This is a genomic window from Variovorax sp. GW531-E2 (genome assembly GCF_059423125.1).
The window spans coordinates 42,707-58,569 of the sequence record NZ_JBWKXQ010000011.1 but is presented as its reverse complement, the minus strand read 5'-3'; the positions used below and the strand labels follow the sequence as shown (position 1 = coordinate 58,569).

General features: G+C 69.7%; 12 protein-coding genes. 9 read left to right on the top strand and 3 right to left on the bottom strand.

The window, feature by feature from the left end; translation table 11 throughout:
• Positions 1-55: 55 nt before the first annotated feature.
• The 3 genes from AC07XP_RS09755 to AC07XP_RS09745 are packed head-to-tail and all read right to left on the bottom strand — an operon-like array spanning position 56 to position 3,997.
• The gene (locus tag AC07XP_RS09755) at positions 56-2,086 is read right to left on the bottom strand and encodes a transglutaminase TgpA family protein (protein ID WP_495264523.1); all 2,031 of its coding nucleotides are present in this window, start codon (positions 2,084-2,086) and stop codon (positions 56-58) included.
• A 13-nt stretch (positions 2,087-2,099) separates the two neighbouring features.
• Positions 2,100-3,080: a DUF58 domain-containing protein gene (locus AC07XP_RS09750; RefSeq protein WP_495264522.1), complete on the bottom strand. Its 981-nt coding sequence runs from the start codon at positions 3,078-3,080 to the stop codon at positions 2,100-2,102.
• Positions 3,077-3,997: an AAA family ATPase gene (locus AC07XP_RS09745; protein ID WP_062482262.1), complete on the bottom strand. Its 921-nt coding sequence runs from the start codon at positions 3,995-3,997 to the stop codon at positions 3,077-3,079. Before AC07XP_RS09745 ends, AC07XP_RS09750 begins: the two co-directional genes overlap by 4 nt.
• An 89-nt stretch (positions 3,998-4,086) precedes the next feature.
• Here AC07XP_RS09745 and AC07XP_RS09740 point away from each other — a divergent pair, with 89 nt between their 5' ends.
• The 9 genes from AC07XP_RS09740 to cydC all read left to right on the top strand — a co-directional run bounded on the left by AC07XP_RS09740 (position 4,087) and on the right by cydC (position 15,854).
• The gene (locus tag AC07XP_RS09740; protein ID WP_062482261.1) at positions 4,087-5,040 is read left to right on the top strand and encodes a histone deacetylase family protein; all 954 of its coding nucleotides are present in this window, start codon (positions 4,087-4,089) and stop codon (positions 5,038-5,040) included.
• A 39-nt stretch (positions 5,041-5,079) separates the two neighbouring features.
• Positions 5,080-6,369, top strand: coding sequence for a mechanosensitive ion channel family protein (locus AC07XP_RS09735; protein WP_495264521.1), 1,290 nt, complete (start codon positions 5,080-5,082; stop codon positions 6,367-6,369).
• 136 nt (positions 6,370-6,505) lie between these two features.
• On the top strand, positions 6,506-7,255 hold the full coding sequence (locus AC07XP_RS09730; RefSeq protein ID WP_070060185.1) for an electron transfer flavoprotein subunit beta/FixA family protein: 750 nt from the start codon (positions 6,506-6,508) through the stop codon (positions 7,253-7,255).
• Positions 7,256-7,268: 13 nt separating this feature from the next.
• Positions 7,269-8,201, top strand: a complete 933-nt coding sequence (locus AC07XP_RS09725) for an electron transfer flavoprotein subunit alpha/FixB family protein (protein ID WP_095744806.1) — start codon at positions 7,269-7,271, stop codon at positions 8,199-8,201.
• 87 nt (positions 8,202-8,288) lie between these two features.
• Positions 8,289-10,079 carry an acyl-CoA dehydrogenase gene (locus AC07XP_RS09720; RefSeq protein ID WP_495264520.1) on the top strand — a complete coding sequence of 597 codons (1,791 nt, stop codon included), beginning with the start codon at positions 8,289-8,291 and terminating at the stop codon, positions 10,077-10,079.
• A gap of 80 nt (positions 10,080-10,159) precedes the next feature.
• Positions 10,160-11,122, top strand: a complete 963-nt coding sequence (locus tag AC07XP_RS09715; protein WP_062482679.1) for an NAD(P)H-dependent flavin oxidoreductase — start codon at positions 10,160-10,162, stop codon at positions 11,120-11,122.
• Between the two features lie 74 nt (positions 11,123-11,196).
• Positions 11,197-12,291, top strand: a complete 1,095-nt coding sequence (locus AC07XP_RS09710) for an acyltransferase family protein (protein ID WP_062482677.1) — start codon at positions 11,197-11,199, stop codon at positions 12,289-12,291.
• A 156-nt stretch (positions 12,292-12,447) separates the two neighbouring features.
• Positions 12,448-14,145: a thiol reductant ABC exporter subunit CydD gene (cydD, locus tag AC07XP_RS09705; protein ID WP_495264519.1), complete on the top strand. Its 1,698-nt coding sequence runs from the start codon at positions 12,448-12,450 to the stop codon at positions 14,143-14,145.
• Positions 14,142-15,854, top strand: a complete 1,713-nt coding sequence (cydC, locus tag AC07XP_RS09700) for a thiol reductant ABC exporter subunit CydC (RefSeq protein WP_495264518.1) — start codon at positions 14,142-14,144, stop codon at positions 15,852-15,854. The genes cydD and cydC overlap by 4 nt, the downstream gene beginning before the upstream one ends.
• Positions 15,855-15,863 lie beyond the last annotated feature (9 nt).

The following is a 15,863-nucleotide window of genomic DNA, read 5'->3' as shown; positions in this document are numbered from 1 at the left end:
GTGCCGCCCGTGCGCATGCGCACTTTCGGGGGACACATGTGGTTGCAGCCGCGCTTCAGGCGCGCGGCGGTGCGGGCGGCCAAGGCAGCCGGCGGAACTCGGCGCGCAGCGCGGCGAGCGAGGCCGATGGGCCGGATGCGGCGGGCGCGTAGCGCTGGGCTTCGAGTTTGAGCAGCCAGTCGCGCACGGCCTGCGCGGCGGGCCCGAAGCGGGCGTCGGCGGCCTGGGCCATCTGGCGCGGCGGCGCTGTCTCGGGCAGCGGCAGGCCGGCCTTGGCCAGGCGCGCGCGGGCCCGGCCCAGCAGGCGCAGCCACGGGTCGTGCCGGCTGCGCTCCCACAGCGTCCAGCCGGCGCCGGCCAGGCTCGCGGCCACCAGCAGGTACAGCAGCACGTAGCCCAGGTCTTCCAGGCTCGGGGCGTTGAAGCCGAGGGTCTTGAGCAGGTCGAGCTGGCGGCTCTGCGTGTAGTTGAGCACCCACTGGTTCCAGCCGTTGTTCACGGCCTCCCAGGCGGCGCGCAGGTTCTGTACCAGCGTCGGGCTCATGACGCCGATGGCGCCGGCCAGCAGGCCGGGCTGCGGCGTGAGGCGCTGGAACTGCCCGATGCGCCCCGGCGCGACCGAGCCGGTCGGGTCGACGCGCACCCAGCCCGCGCCTTCTTGCCACACCTCGGCCCAGGCGTGCGCGTCGCTCTGGCGCACCACCCAGTAGTTGTCGACGTTGTTGAGCTCGCCGCCCTGGTAGCCGGTGACGATGCGCGCCGGAATCTGCAGGTGGCGCATCAGCACCACGAAGGCCGAGGCGATGTGCTCGCAGAAGCCTTCCTTGCGGTCGAACCAGAACTCGTCGGCGGTCTCGTTGCCATACACGCCGGGCTCCAACGTGTAGGTGTAGCCGCCGGTGCGCAGGCGTTGCAAGGCGGCCTGCACGAAGGCGTTGGCATCGGCGCCGGCCAGCGCGGGGTCGGCACGCATCTGGGCGGCGAGGGCGGCGGTGCGCGGGTTGCTGCCGGGCGGCAGCGCCAGGTAGGGCTGCAGCCGGCCGCCGGTGCGCGTTATTGGGCCGCTCTGGAACTGCGGGTGGCTCTCGGCGCGGTAGCGCACGAGGTCCATGATCGGCCGGTTCACGAACCACTGCAGGTCGGGCGTGCCGGTGACCTCGTAGCCGGGCACCTCGGGCGCACGTGGCGCAGCGTCGAGCGTGAGCAGCCACGGGCGCTGGCTGGCTTCGAGCGTGACCTCGTAGCGCACCGGCTCACCGCGCGTGCGCAGGTTCGGCATCGCCTGCCCGCTGCGCGCCCAGGTCGGCAGTGCGGTCCACTCGCGGCCGTCGAACTGCGCCAGCACGGGGCCGCGGAAGTACAGCTGGCTCTGCGGCGGCGCGCGGTTGTCGTCGAACTTGATGCGTGCCGCGATGCTCCCGTCGAGCGCCAGCTCGGCGATGGTGCCGACCCGCATCGTGTTCGACAGGCCGGTGCGCCCGGCCATGGCGTCGCCGGGCGTGCCCCACAGCGGCGCGAAGCGCGGGAACAGCAGGAACAGCGCGAGCATCACCGGTGCCCCCGCCAGCGCCATCCAGCCGGCCATGCGCGCGGCCTGCATCAGCGGCGGCCGGCCCACCGGCATGTGGGCGTTGACCAGCGCCGTCAGCAGGCCCAGCAGCGCCAGCAGCATGGTGAAGGCGGTGAGCAGCGACTGCGAATAGAAGAAGTTCGTGAGCATCGCGAAGAAGCCCAGGAAGAAGACCACGAAGGCGTCGCGCCGCGCGCGCAGCTCCAGCGTCTTGAGCGCCAGCAGGCACACGACCAGCGTGACGCCCGCGTCGCGGCCCAGCAGCGTGCGGTGGGTGGCGTAGGTGCCGGCCAGCGCCAGCGCCAGCAGCGCGAGGCGCCACCACTTGCTGGGCAGCGGGCGCGCCTGCACCGCCAGCGAGGCGCGCCACAGCAGCACCATGGCGGTGATGGCCGAGCACCACCAGGGCAGCTCGTTCACCTGCGGCAGCAGGATGAGGCCGATGACGCACAGCAGGAACAGCGTGTCCCGTGCGTCCCTCGGCAGTGCGGTGAGTTCGCGTACGACCCGGTTCATGCGGCGACCCCGTTCACGCGCACAGCGCCAGCGCCTCGAGGCAGGCGCGCCGGTGCGCCTCGCCCTGCGACGGTTTCACCGTGCGGCCGGCGACGCGCACGCCGTAGTCCACGCCGAGCCGGTCGGCCATCAGCACCCAGGCGCACAGGCGCGACAGGCGGGCCTCGATGTCGGGCAGCGCGGCGGCGTGCGCGTCGAGCCAGAGCTCTTCGCGCTGCGTGTGCTGCGTGTCGCGGCTCACGAGGTCTTCGGAGCCGTTGGCCTGCGCGCGGGCGGCCTTCTTCCAGACCACGAGCTTGAGCGGGTCGCCGCGCCGGTAGGCGCGCACGCCGTCGTATTCGCCGGCGTTCTGTGCCCGCACCGCGGCCGACGCGGCGGCGGGCCCCGAGAGCGGCTCGCCCGCCGGCAGCGGCGGCGGATGGGCTTCGGGCGTCGGGTACACGAGCAGCTGCGCGGCCGGGCGCCAGACGGTCCAGACGCGGAAGGTGCCGAGCGGAAAGCGCGTCTCGGCGGTGAGCGGCGGCACCGGGTGCAGGCCGCGCCGTTCGGGCTGGAAGGCGATCTCCACCGTGGCCGTGCCTTCGGCGGGCACGTCGGTCCAGGCCCACTGGCCGCTGCCGCGCACCGCCATGCCGATGCCGTAGCGCACGCTGCGCCGTTCGTTGTGCAGCACCACGCGCAGCACCGCCGCGGCGCCGGCGAACTGCGCTTCGGGCGGGACCATGCGCAGCGCCAGCCCGCGCAGCGTGGCGTGGCACACGTGCATGCCCACGGCGACGCTGCCGGCCAGCAGGAAGGTCAGCAGATAGCCCAGGTTGAGCTGGTAGTTGATCGACGCCACCAGCAGCACCAGCAGCGTGGCCGCCAGCGTCCAGCCGGCACGCGTGGGCACGATGTAGACGTTGCGCTGGGTGAGTTCGAGCGTGTCGGACGGGGGCCGGCGCGAGAGGAACCAGCCGTCGATGCGCGAGCGCAGGACGCCGACAGGGCTCACGGCAGCGGCACCTCGGCGATCATGGCGCGCACCTGTTCGACGGCGCCGCGACCGGCATCGCCCACGGGCGTGAGGCGGTGCGCGATGGTCTGCGGCAGCACGGCCTGCACGTCGTCGGGCGCCACGTAGTTCCGGTTGGCCAGCAGCGCCTGCGCCTTGGCGGCGCGCAGCACGGCGATGCCGGCGCGCGGCGACAGGCCTTGCAGGAACCAGCGGCCCGAGCGGGTCGCGGCGATCAGGTCCTGCAGGTAGTTCAGCAGCGGCTCGGCCGCATGCACCTGCTGCACGCGCTGCTGCAGGGCGGTGAGTTCGCCGGCGGTCAGCATCGCGGGCAGGCCGGCGAGCATCTCGCGGCGGTCGGCGCCGGCCAGCAGCTGGCGCTCGGCCGCGCGGTCGGGGTAGCCCAGCGAGATGCGCATCAGGAAGCGGTCGAGCTGCGACTCGGGCAGCGCGAAGGTGCCGAGCTGGTCCTGCGGGTTCTGCGTGGCGATCACGAAGAAGGGCGAGGGCAGGGGGCGGGTCTCGCCCTCGACCGTGACCTGCTTTTCTTCCATCGCCTCGAGCAGTGCGCTCTGGGTCTTGGGGCTGGCGCGGTTGATTTCGTCGGCCAGCAGCACCTGCGCAAAGATAGGCCCGGGGTGGAACACGAAGGCCTGCTGTCCCCGGTCGTAGATCGCCACGCCCGACAGGTCGCCCGGCATCAGGTCGGCCGTGAACTGCACGCGCGAGAACTGCAGGCCGAAGGTGTGCGAGAGCGCATGGGCCAGGGTGGTCTTGCCGACCCCCGGCACGTCCTCGATCAGCAGGTGCCCGCCTGCCAGCAGACAGGCCACGCAGTCGCGCACCTGGGCCTCTTTGCCAACAATCACCGTGTTAAGCTGACTCAGCAAAGTGGCTAGCTTCGCAGCAACGTCCATATTTGTATCCATATGCAAACGATACCGTAAGACCTTGCGGCCCCATGCTGCGTGAGGTCTAGACGCGACGACACGAGACACGGCGAGAGATGGGCAAGACAGGCTACTTCACGCATCGCGACTTCTGGAAGCACGACATGGGCAACGGGCATCCCGAATGCCCCGAGCGGCTGGATGCCATCGAAGACCGGCTGCTGTTGACCGGCGTCGGCGACGCGCTGGCGCGGGGCGAGGTGCCCCTGGCCACGCTGGAACAGATCACCCGGGCCCATAGCCACGCGCATGTCGAACACCTCGAGGAGTTGCAGCAGCGCCTCGTGGCCGATGCGCCCGCCGGCGGCCCCGACCATGCGCAGGTCGACCCCGACACCGTGCTGACCCGCTTCACCCTGCTGGCCGCGCGCCGCGCAGCGGGCGCTGCCGTGGCGGCCACCGACGCCGTGATGGCCGGCGAGATCGAGAACGCCTTCTGCCCCGTGCGCCCGCCGGGCCACCATGCCTGCCGCGAGCAGGCCATGGGCTTCTGCTTCTTCAACAACGTGGCCATTGCCGCGCGGCACGCGCTCGAGGTGCACGGCCTGGACCGCGTGGCCATCGTCGATTTCGACGTGCACCACGGCAACGGCACCGAGAACATCTTGTCGAACGACCCGCGCGTGCTGATGGTCGGGTTCTTCCAGCACCCGTTCTATCCGTACAGCGGCACCGAGCACCCGGCCTCGAACATGCTCAACCTGCCGATCCCGGCCTACACCAAGGGCATGGACGTGCGCGAGCTGGTCGAGGCGATCTGGATGCCCCGGCTCGAGGCCTTCAAGCCGCAGATGGTGTTCATCAGCGCCGGTTTCGACGCCCACCGCGAGGACGAGCTGGGCCAGCTCGGCCTCAACGAAAACGACTTCGCCTGGATCACCGGCCGCGTGCGCGATGTCGCCAAGCGCCATGCGCGCGGGCGCATCGTCTCGCTGCTCGAAGGCGGCTACCACCTGGACGCCCTGGCGCGCAGCGTGGAAGCGCACATCCGCGTGCTGGCGGACCTGTAACCCGGTTGGCGCCCGCGGGGCGCCCTGTTTCTTTCACCGATGAATTTCAATTTCGACGATTTCCTCCAGCGCCTGCGACAGGTCGACGCGCACGGCCTGAGCATCGAACTCGCCGTGCTCGTGGCCTGCGTGGGCGTGGCATGGGCGGTGTGCAAATGGTTCGGGCGCGACCAGCCCAAGGATTCGATCTGGTTCGGCGAGCGCACCTTCGACGGCCTGCTGTTTCCGCTGCTCGCGCTGGTGCTCACCGGCATTGCGCGTCGCCTGGCGCTCGACCTGCTGCCCGTGGTGCTGGTGCTGCGCATCGCCGTGCCGGTGTTCCTGTCGCTGGCGGTCATCCGGCTGTTCGCGCGGGTGCTGCGGGCCGTGTTCCCGACCTCGAGCCTGGTGCGGCTGATCGAGCGCACCATCTCCTGGCTGGCCTGGATCGCCGCCGTGCTGTGGATCGTCGGGCTGCTGCCGCCGGTGCTGGCCGAACTGGACGACATCACGCTGGCCTTCGGCAAGACCCGCGTGAGCCTGCAGACCATCATCCAGGGCGCGCTGTCGGCCGGGCTGGTGCTGATGATCGCGCTGTGGATCTCCAGCACCATCGAGAAGCGCATCCTGCGCGAGGCCGTGAGCGACCTGTCGATGCGCAAGGTGGCGTCGAACGCGGTGCGCGCCTTCCTGCTGCTGATCGGCCTCTTGTTCGCGCTGTCGGCGGTGGGGGTCGACCTCACGGCGCTGTCGGTGCTGGGCGGCGCGCTCGGCGTGGGCCTGGGCTTCGGCCTGCAAAAGCTGGCGGCCAACTACGTGAGCGGTTTCGTGATCCTGCTGGAGCGCTCGATCCGCATCGGCGACAACGTGAAGGTCGACACCTTCGAAGGCCGCATCACCGACATCAAGACGCGCTACACGCTCATCCGCGCGGGCAACGGGCGCGAGGCGATCGTGCCGAACGAGTCGCTCATCACCGGCCGTGTCGAAAACCTGTCGCTGGCCGATCGCAAGTTCAACATCACGACCAACATCGTGGTCGGCTACGAGAGCGACGTGGCGCAGGTGCAGGGCATCCTGTGCGACGCCGCCAAGGCCCAGCCGCGCGTCATGACCGACCCGGCACCCGTGGCCTACCTCGTCACCTTCGCGCCCGACGGCCTGGAGTTCAGCCTGAACTTCTGGGTCGCCGACCCTGACAAGGGCAAGGACAACGTGCGCTCGGCCATCAACATCGCCATCCTCGAAGGACTGCGGGCCGCCCGCATTGACATTCCCTATCCGCAGCGGGTGCTGCGAGTGGAATCTTTGCCGGCGGGAATGGCCGCAGCGCCTCCCGCTGTTTTATAATCACGAAAAAGCACGATCGTTCTTTTTTCAGCCCTTGAGGCCGACAAGAAGAATGGAGAGGCAGCCAAGGCCGGCGTCCTAAAATGGCCGGCTGCTCTCGAAGCCCCCCTTTTTGCAATCCAATGGAGTCAAGTCAATGAAGGTTCTTGTGCCTGTCAAACGGGTCGTCGATTACAACGTGAAGGTGCGCGTCAAGAGCGACGGCACCGGGGTGGACATTGCCAACGTCAAGATGAGCATGAACCCCTTCGACGAAATCGCTGTCGAAGAAGCGGTTCGGCTGAAGGAAAAGGGCATCGTGACCGAAGTCATCGCCGTCTCGTGCGGCGATGCCAAATGCCAGGAAACCCTGCGCACCGCGATGGCCATCGGCGCCGACCGCGGCATCCTGGTCGAGACCGCTGAAGAGCTGCAGCCGCTGGCCGTGGCCAAGCTGCTCAAGGCACTGGTCGACAAGGAACAGCCCCAGCTGATCATCCTGGGAAAGCAAGCCATCGACGACGACGCCAATCAGACCGGCCAGATGCTGGCTGCACTGGCCGACCTGCCGCAAGCCACCTTCGCCTCGAAGGTCGACCTCGCAGCTGACAAGGTCACCGTCGCACGCGAAGTCGACGGCGGCATGGAAACGCTGACGCTCACGCTGCCCGCGGTCATCACGACCGACCTGCGCCTGAACGAGCCGCGCTACGTGACGCTGCCCAACATCATGAAGGCCAAGAAGAAGCAGCTGGACACCTTCAAGCCAGAAGACCTGGGTGTGGACGTGAAGCCCCGCCTGAAGACCCTCAAGGTCAGCGAGCCCCCGAAGCGTGGCGCCGGCATCAAGGTGCCCGACGTTGCCACCCTGGTGGACAAGCTCAAGAACGAAGCCAAAGTGATCTGAGGAAGAAACGAACATGACCGCACTCGTCATTGCCGAACACGACCACGCCAGCATCAAGCCGGCCACCCTCAACACCGTGACCGCAGCCCTGGCTTGCGGTGGCGACGTCCACATCCTCGTGGCCGGTGCCAACGCCGCCGAAGCCGCCAAGGCCGCCGCGCAGATCGCCGGCGTGTCCAAGGTGATCGCCGCCGACAGCGCATCGCTGGCAGAAAACCTCGCCGAGAACGTCGCAGCCCAAGTGCTGGCGATCGCCGGCAACTACAGCCACATCCTGTTCCCCTCGACTGCCAACGGCAAGAACGTCGCACCGCGCGTGGCCGCCAAGCTGGATGTGGCGCAGATCTCCGACATCACGAAGGTCGACAGCCCGGATACGTTCGAGCGCCCGATCTACGCCGGCAACGCCATCGCCACCGTGCAGAGCACCGACGCCACCAAGGTGATCACCGTGCGCACGACCGGCTTCGACGCCGCAGCCGCCACCGGTGGCAGCGCCACCGTTGAAACGGCTGAAGGCGTGGCCGACAGCGGCAAGAGCGCCTTCGTGGGCCGTGAAGTCACCAAGAGCGACCGCCCCGAACTCACCGCCGCCAAGATCATCGTCTCGGGTGGCCGTGCCCTGGGCAGCGCCGAGAAGTTCAACGAAGTGATGACACCGCTGGCCGACAAGCTCAACGCCGGCCTGGGCGCCAGCCGCGCCGCAGTGGACGCAGGCTACGCCCCGAACGACTGGCAAGTGGGCCAGACCGGCAAGATCGTCGCGCCGCAGCTGTACATCGCCGCAGGCATCTCGGGTGCGATCCAGCATCTGGCCGGCATGAAGGACTCGAAGGTCATCGTCGCGATCAACAAGGACGAAGAAGCGCCGATCTTCTCGGTGGCCGACTACGGTCTCGTGGCCGACCTGTTCACGGCCGTGCCGGAACTCGTGAAGGCGCTCTGATCGCTTCAACGCATTGAGCCAGAAGGCATCGTTCGCGATGCCTTTTTTACATCTGCCGCCCCCCACCGCGGCCCCTGGAGAGAAGACATGAGCTACACCGCCCCCCTCAAGGACATGCTGTTCGACATCGAACACCTGGCCAACATCGGCGAGATCGCCAAGCTGCCCGGCTTCGAAGACGCCGGCCTCGAAACTGCACAGGCTGTGCTCGAAGAGTGCGCGCGCTTCAACCAGGACGTGGTGGCGCCGCTGAACGTCGAAGGCGACCGCAACCCCTCGTCCTTCAAGGACGGCGAAGTCACCACCAGCAAGGGCTTCAAGGACGCCTTCGCGCAGTACGTGTCGGGCGGCTGGCAGGGCCTGCAGCATCCGGCGGACTTCGGCGGCCAGGGCCTGCCCAAGACCATCGGCGCGGCCTGCGGCGAAATGCTCAACTCGGCCAACATGAGCTTCGCGCTGTGCCCGCTGCTGAGCGACGGCGCCATCGAAGCGCTGCTCACCGCCGGCTCCGACGAGCTCAAGGCCATCTACCTCGAGAAGCTCGTGAGCGGCCAGTGGACCGGCACGATGAACCTCACCGAGCCGCAGGCCGGCAGCGACCTGGCCATGGTGCGCAGCCGCGCCGAGCCGCAGCCTGACGGCACCTACAAGGTGTTCGGCACCAAGATCTTCATCACCTACGGTGAGCACGACATGGCCGAGAACATCGTGCACCTCGTGCTGGCTCGCGTGAGCGGCGCGCCCGAGGGCGTGAAGGGCATCAGCCTGTTCGTGGTGCCGAAGTTCATGGTCAACGCCGACGGTTCGCTGGGCGCGCGCAACGACGTGCACTGCGTGAGCATCGAGCACAAGATGGGCATCAAGGCCTCGCCGACCGCCGTGCTGCAGTACGGCGACCACGGCGGCGCTGTCGGCTACCTCGTGGGCCAGGAAAACCGCGGCCTCGAGTACATGTTCATCATGATGAACTCGGCCCGCTACGCCGTGGGCATGCAGGGCATCGCGATTGCCGAGCGTGCCTACCAGCACGCCGTCGCCTACGCCAAGGACCGCGTGCAGAGCCGCCCGGTCGATGGCTCGATCAACGCCAGCGCACCCATCATTCACCACCCGGATGTGAAGCGCATGCTGATGACGATGCGTGCCTACACCGAGGGCTGCCGCGCGATGGCCTCGGTGGCTGCTGCCGCCTACGACGCCGCGCACCACCATCCCGATGCCGACGCGCGCAAGCAGAACCAGGCCTTCTACGAATTCATGGTGCCGCTGGTGAAGGGCTACAGCACCGAGATGAGCCTCGAAGTGACCTCGCTGGGCGTGCAGGTGCACGGCGGCATGGGCTTCATCGAGGAGACCGGCGCGGCGCAGTACTACCGCGACGCGAAGATCCTCACGATCTACGAAGGCACCACCGCGATCCAGGCCAACGACCTCGTGGGCCGCAAGACCGCGCGCGACGGCGGCCAGACCGCGAAGGCCATCGCCGCGCAGATCGAGAAGACCGAGGCCGAACTCGCCAAGAGCGACAGCGCCGCGGCCGCAGCCGTCCTCAAGCGCCTGACCGCTGCGCGCCTGGCCTTCATCGACGTGGTCGACTTCGTCGCCGGCCAGACCAAGGCTTCGCCCAACGCCGTGTTCTCGGGCAGCGTGCCGTACCTCATGCTGGCGGGCAACCTCGTGGCTGGCTGGCAGCTGGCGCGCTCGCTGATCGTGGCGCAGGACCAGGCCTCGCACAACGTCGACGTCGCCTTCATGCAGGCCAAGATCGCCACCGCGCGCTTCTACGCCGAGCACATCCTGAACAAGGTGCCGGGCATCCGCGACAGCATCGTCGAAGGCGCCGAGAGCGTCACGGCGCTGGCGCTCGAAGCGTTCTGACGCACACGCCGCTGTCGCCGATCTGACGGGCGGCAGCGGCCCCTTGCTCTTATAAAACCGAACCCCTTCCCGGAGACGACATGTCCAAGCTGCCTTCTGTTCTCGCGAACCTCCCGCTGCCGATCATCGGCTCGCCGCTGTTCATCATCAGCAACCCCAAGCTCGTGATCGCGCAATGCAAGGCCGGCGTGGTCGGCTCGATGCCGGCGCTCAACGCCCGCCCGGCCGCCCAGCTCGAAGAGTGGCTGATCGAGATCACCGAGGAGCTGGCGGCCTACAACAAGGCCAACCCGGACAAGCCGGCCGCGCCCTTCGCCATCAACCAGATCGTGCACAAGAGCAACGACCGCCTGGAGCACGACATGGAGATGGTCGTGAAGTACAAGGTGCCGATCGTGATCACCTCGCTGGGCGCGCGCACCGACGTGAACGACGCGGTGCACAGCTACGGCGGCGTGACCTTGCACGACATCATCAACAACAAGTTCGCGCAGAAGGCGATCGAGAAGGGCGCCGACGGCATCATCGCCGTGGCGGCCGGTGCCGGCGGCCATGCGGGCGTGAAGAGTCCGTTCGCACTGGTGCAGGAAATCCGCCAGTGGTTCGACGGCCCGATCGCGCTGTCGGGCTCCATCGCCTCCGGCGGCGCGGTGCTCGCGGCGCAGGCCATGGGCGCCGACTTCGCCTACATCGGCACCGCCTTCATCGCGACCGAAGAGGCGCGTGCGAGCGAGGAGTACAAGCAGGCCATCGTGGACGGCAACTCGGACGACATCGTCTATTCGAGCCTGTTCACCGGCGTGCACGGCAACTACCTGGCACCCAGCATCGTCAAGGCCGGCATGGACCCGGCCAACCTGCCCGAAGGCGACGTGACGACCATGAACTTCGGCGGCGGCGAAGGCAGCAAGGCCAAGGCCTGGAAGGACATCTGGGGCTCGGGCCAGGGCATCGGCGCGATCACCGAAGTGGCGAGCGCGGGCGCCTTCATCGAGAAGCTCAAGCGCGAATACCAGGAAGCACGACAGCGATTGGCACTTTGAACGGTTCGCACGCACCGGCATTGACCTCCGCTGCGAGCGGTGGCGGCGGGGCCGTGCCCGCGCGGCAGGGGCGCATGCCGCTGCTGGACGTGGTCAAGGGCCTGGCCTGTGCGCTGATCGTCGGGCATCACCTGGCGCGCTACGGCCCGATGCCAGCCGGCGCGCAGGTGCTGGCGCCCGATTTCTTCGGCTGGCTGGCGAACGACGGCCGGCTCGCGGTGCAGGTCTTCCTCGTGATCGCCGGCTTTCTGGCCACGGCGAGCCTGGCGCCCGACGGCGTGCTGCGCGTGGACCGGCCGCTCTCGCGGATCTTCCAGCGCTACGGCCGGCTGGTCATGCCGTACCTTGCGGCACTCACGGTCTGCGTGCTGGTAGCCGAAGTGGCGCGGCCATGGCTGGGTGAAGAGGTGGTGCCGGCCGAGCCGAGCCTCGGTCAGCTGCTGGCTCACGGGCTGCTGCTGCAGGACCTGCTGAACTACGAGTCGCTGTCGACCGGTGTCTGGTACGTGGCCATCGACTTCCAGCTGTTCGCACTGGCGCTCGCGCTGGTCGGGCTGCCCGCCGTGCTGCGACAACCCACTTCGGCCGCGCGCTGGGCGCCGGTGGCGCTGGTGTTCATCGTGGCCGTGGCGTCGCTCGCGCTGTTCAACCGGCAGGCGCGGCTGGACGAAACGGCGTTCTATTTCTTCGGCGCCTACGGGCTCGGCATGCTGGCCTTCTGGGTCGGCCGCGCCACGCGCACCAGCACCTGGTGCAGCGCCGTCGCGCTGCTGGCGCTGGTGGGGGCGGGCGCGCTCGCCATCGACTGGCGCAGCCGCATCGCCATCGCGTTGGTGACCGCGCTGCTGATCGCGGTGGCGCAGCGCCGGCAGTGGTTGTCGCCCGCGCACTGGCCCGCGGCGGCCGTGCCGCTGCAGCAGCTGGGGCGCATTTCGTATTCGCTGTTCCTGATCCATTTCCCGGTGCTGCTCGCCGTGAATGCGCTGGTGGCGGGCCTGGGGCCGCATGGGCCGTGGGTCGACCTGCTGGGCATGGTCGCGACCTTCGGCCTGTCGGTGGGCGCCGCGGTGCTGCTGTACCGCGGGGTCGAAGCCCGGCCGGCCTCGCTGCGCAGCGTCTGCACACTTTTTGCCGCATTGCTCGTCAGCGGCCTCATCGTGTCGTACTGAAGCGCGCCGCACCCGCTGCGGTGCGGCCCTTTTTCTTCCCATTCCTTTGCAAATCTGTTGCCTTCGGGCTTCAGAGCGGGCAGTCTGCGCGAACTGCCCCTGTTGTGTATGATTGTGAATCTTTCAGTAAATACTGAAAATACACAAACTCAAGGAATGACAGAACCATCACCGCCACGATCGCCGTTGAAGGCTTTCACGTCGCCCGACATCGGCAGCGTGGTGCAAGGCGTCGCGGCGCTCGCTTGGTTGCCGCAGGCGGCGCTGCTGGCGATGGCGGTGCAGGGCCTGGCCAACGGCGAGGGCATGGCGGCCGTGCTGTGGCCAGCGGCGGGCATCCTCTTGCTCGGCCTGCTGCGCGCGGGCTGCGAAGCCTGGGGCGTGCGCCGCACCTTCGGACGCGCGCGGGCGCAGCTGACGGCCTTGCGCGCGCAGACCGCAGCCGCATTGGCGGCCGGTTCACCGCTCGACCGCGAACGCGCGCCCTCCGGCCTTGCGGCCAGCGTGCTCGCCGAACAGGCCGAGGCGCTGGTGCCGTACCTCGTGCGCTACCAGCCCGCACGCTGGCGTGCGACGGTGGTGCCGCTTTTCCTGCTCGCGGCCGTGGCCTGGTTCTCGTGGGCCGCGGCGCTGGTGCTGTTGGTGGCGGCGCCACTGATCCCGATCTTCATGGCCATCGTCGGCTGGCGCGCCAAGGCGGCCAGCGAGGCGCAGATGGTCGAGATGGGCGGCATGAACGCCTTCCTGCTCGACCGCCTGCGCGGCCTGGCCACGCTGCGCGCGCTGGACGCGGTCGATGCCACGGCCGACCGGCTCGGCGCCTCCGCCCAGTCGCTGCGCCAGCGCACGATGGCGGTGCTGCGCATCGCGTTCCTGTCGTCCGCCGTGCTGGAGCTGTTCTCCGCGCTGGGCGTGGCGCTGGTCGCGGTCTACGTCGGTTTCCACCTGCTGGGCTCGCTCGGTTTCGGTGCCTGGGGCCAACAGCTCAGCTTGGGCGAAGGCCTGTTCGTGCTGTTGCTGGCGCCGGCCTTCTTCGAGCCGCTGCGCGAGCTGTCGGCGGTCTGGCACGACCGCGCGGCGGGCGAGGCGGCGCTGCAGGCGCTCGATGACCTGCAAGGCGGCGCGCTGCCATTGCCCGGCGCGGGTGTCGCGGTCACGCGCGCAGCGACCGGCGCTGCTGGGGCAGGGGCTGCGCCTGCGGTGACGGTCCACGGACTGCATTTCTCCTGGCCCGGCGAGTCGACACCGCTCTTCGACGGGTACGAACTGCGCATCGGTGCCGGCGAGCATGTCGCGTTGGCCGGCCCGAGCGGATCGGGCAAGACCGCGCTGCTCTCGCTGCTGGCCGGGCTGATGCCCGCCACGCGCGGCGAGATCGCCATCGGCGGCGTGCCGCTCACCGAGCACACGGCCGCCGCATTGCGCCAGCGCACGGCGTGGATGGGGCAAAAGCCCCACGTCTTCGCCGGATCGGTCGAAGCCAACGTGGCGCTGGGCCGTGCCGACGTCGGCGCGCCCGAGGTGGCCGAGGCGATGCGTTTCGCGGCGCTCGACGACGTGGCGCAGGCCCATCCCGGCACCGCGCTGGGCGAGGGCGGCAGCGGCCTGTCGGGCGGCGAGGCCGTGCGGCTGGCGCTGGCGCGCATCGCGGTGCATCCGCATGCCGACCTGATCCTGGCCGACGAGCCCACGGCCCATCTGGACACCGCCACCGCCGCGCGCGTGGCCGACGCACTGGTGGCGCTCGCCCGCGGCCGGACGCTGATCGTCTCGACCCACGATCCGGTGCTGGCCGCGCGCATGGACCGCACGGTGAGCCTCGGCCCCGAGCCGCTGGTGGAGAAGGCCGCATGAGCCGCCGCGCCACCCATTCCCCGCGCTGGCGCGACCTGCGCCTCGTGCTGCGTCCCTTCCTCGCGACCCAGCCGCGCGCCTTGCTGCTGGGCTGCCTGCTCGCGGCCGTCACCGTGCTCGCGGGCATGGCGCTGCTGGGCCTGTCGGGCTGGTTCATCACCGCGACCGCGCTCGCGGGCCTGCATGCGGCCACGGCCTTCACCTTCGATGTCTTCATGCCCTCGGCCGGCATCCGGCTGCTGGCGCTCGGGCGCACGGGGTCGCGCTACGGCGAGCGGCTGGTCACGCACGACGCCACCTTCGCCGTGCTTGCCGAACTGCGCGTGCGGCTGTTCCGCGGCTGGGCGCGCCCCGAGGCCGCGCGCGACCTGCTGATGCGGCCGGCGCGGCTGCTGTTCCGTCTCACGTCCGACATCGACGCGCTCGAGTCGCTCTACCTGCGCCTGTTCGTGCCCGCCGCTGCGGCGTTGGGCGCGGCGCTGCTGGCGGGCATCGTGCTCGGCTTCATGCATGTGGGGATGGGCGTGGCGATCGCGCTCTGGCTCTGCGCCGTCGGCTGGGGGCTGGCGTTCCTCATCGCGCGGCGTGCGCGGCAGCCGGCGCGGCAGCGCGCCCATGCCGTGGAAGCGCTGCGCGCACGGGCCGTGGACCTGGTCGCAGGCCAGGCCGACCTCGCGATGGCAGGCCGGCTCGACGCCCAGCGCGCCGCGCTCATGAATGCCGACGCGCACCTCGCGCAGGCCGACCTCGCGCTGAACAAGCTCGAAGCCGCGGCCGGTTTCGCCTACGGCAGCGCGGGCACGCTGACGCTGGTCGGCGTGTTGCTGGCCGTGGGCGCGCTGGTGAGCGAAGGTGTCATCGGCGCCCCCGGCGCGGCGCTCGCACTGCTGATCGCACTGACCGCTACCGAACCGTTCGCGGCGCTGCGGCGTGGCGCGCTCGATGCAGGACGCACCTGGCTGGCCGTGCGCCGGTTGGCTCCACGGCTGGACCCGTTGGTGGAAGAGGGCGCGCGCCCCGCTCGCACCGCGCAGACGGCGGCGGTGCAGGTCGACCAGCTCACCGTCATGCACCCCGGCAGCCTCGTCGAAGTGCTCAGCGGCGTGTCGCTGAACCTGAACGCCGGCGAGCGCGTCGCACTGATCGGCGCCAGTGGCGCAGGCAAGTCCACGCTGCTCTCCGTGATTGCCGGCGACCTCACGCCACGTGCCGGCCACGTGCAGGCGCAACCGGCCTGCCTGCTGACCCAGCGCACCGAACTCTTCCAGGACAGCCTGCGCGACAACCTGCGCCTGGCCGATCCGCAAGCGAGCGACGAGCGCCTGTGGGCCGTGCTGCACGCCGCCGGCCTCGATGTCGACGTGCGCGCGCTGGCCAACGGCCTCGACACGCGCCTGGGCGAAGGCGGCCTCGGCCTCTCGGGCGGGCAGTCGCGCCGGCTCGCGCTCGCGCGGCTGCTGCTGCGGCCCGTGCCGCTGTGGCTGCTCGACGAACCGACCGAGGCGCTCGACGCCGCCACCGCGCACGACGTGCTGCAGCGCCTGTCGCAGCAGGCCGGCGCGCGCACGCTGCTGATCGCCACGCACCTGCGCCGCGAAGCCGCGCTGGCCGACCGCCTCATGTGCATGGCGCAGGGCCGCATCGTCGCCGACCTGCGCCGTGGCACGGAGGCCTTCGAGGCCGCACTGCGCAGCCTGCGGCCTGATTGACCCGAGCCC

Bases quoted from the DNA above. Each gene is read 5' to 3' on its own strand.
- AC07XP_RS09715 (WP_062482679.1), top strand. From the start codon at position 10,160: ATGTCCAAGCTGCCTTCTGTTCTCGCGAACCTCCCGCTGCCGATCATC.
- AC07XP_RS09740 (WP_062482261.1), top strand. From the start codon at position 4,087: ATGGGCAAGACAGGCTACTTCACGCATCGCGACTTCTGGAAGCACGAC.
- AC07XP_RS09725 (WP_095744806.1), top strand. From the start codon at position 7,269: ATGACCGCACTCGTCATTGCCGAACACGACCACGCCAGCATCAAGCCG.
- AC07XP_RS09720 (WP_495264520.1), top strand. From the start codon at position 8,289: ATGAGCTACACCGCCCCCCTCAAGGACATGCTGTTCGACATCGAACAC.
- cydC (WP_495264518.1), top strand. From the start codon at position 14,142: ATGAGCCGCCGCGCCACCCATTCCCCGCGCTGGCGCGACCTGCGCCTC.
- AC07XP_RS09730 (WP_070060185.1), top strand. From the start codon at position 6,506: ATGAAGGTTCTTGTGCCTGTCAAACGGGTCGTCGATTACAACGTGAAG.
- cydD (WP_495264519.1), top strand. From the start codon at position 12,448: ATGACAGAACCATCACCGCCACGATCGCCGTTGAAGGCTTTCACGTCG.
- AC07XP_RS09755 (WP_495264523.1), bottom strand. From the start codon at position 2,086: ATGAACCGGGTCGTACGCGAACTCACCGCACTGCCGAGGGACGCACGG.
- AC07XP_RS09735 (WP_495264521.1), top strand. From the start codon at position 5,080: ATGAATTTCAATTTCGACGATTTCCTCCAGCGCCTGCGACAGGTCGAC.
- AC07XP_RS09745 (WP_062482262.1), bottom strand. From the start codon at position 3,997: ATGGACGTTGCTGCGAAGCTAGCCACTTTGCTGAGTCAGCTTAACACG.
- AC07XP_RS09710 (WP_062482677.1), top strand. From the start codon at position 11,197: ATGCCGCTGCTGGACGTGGTCAAGGGCCTGGCCTGTGCGCTGATCGTC.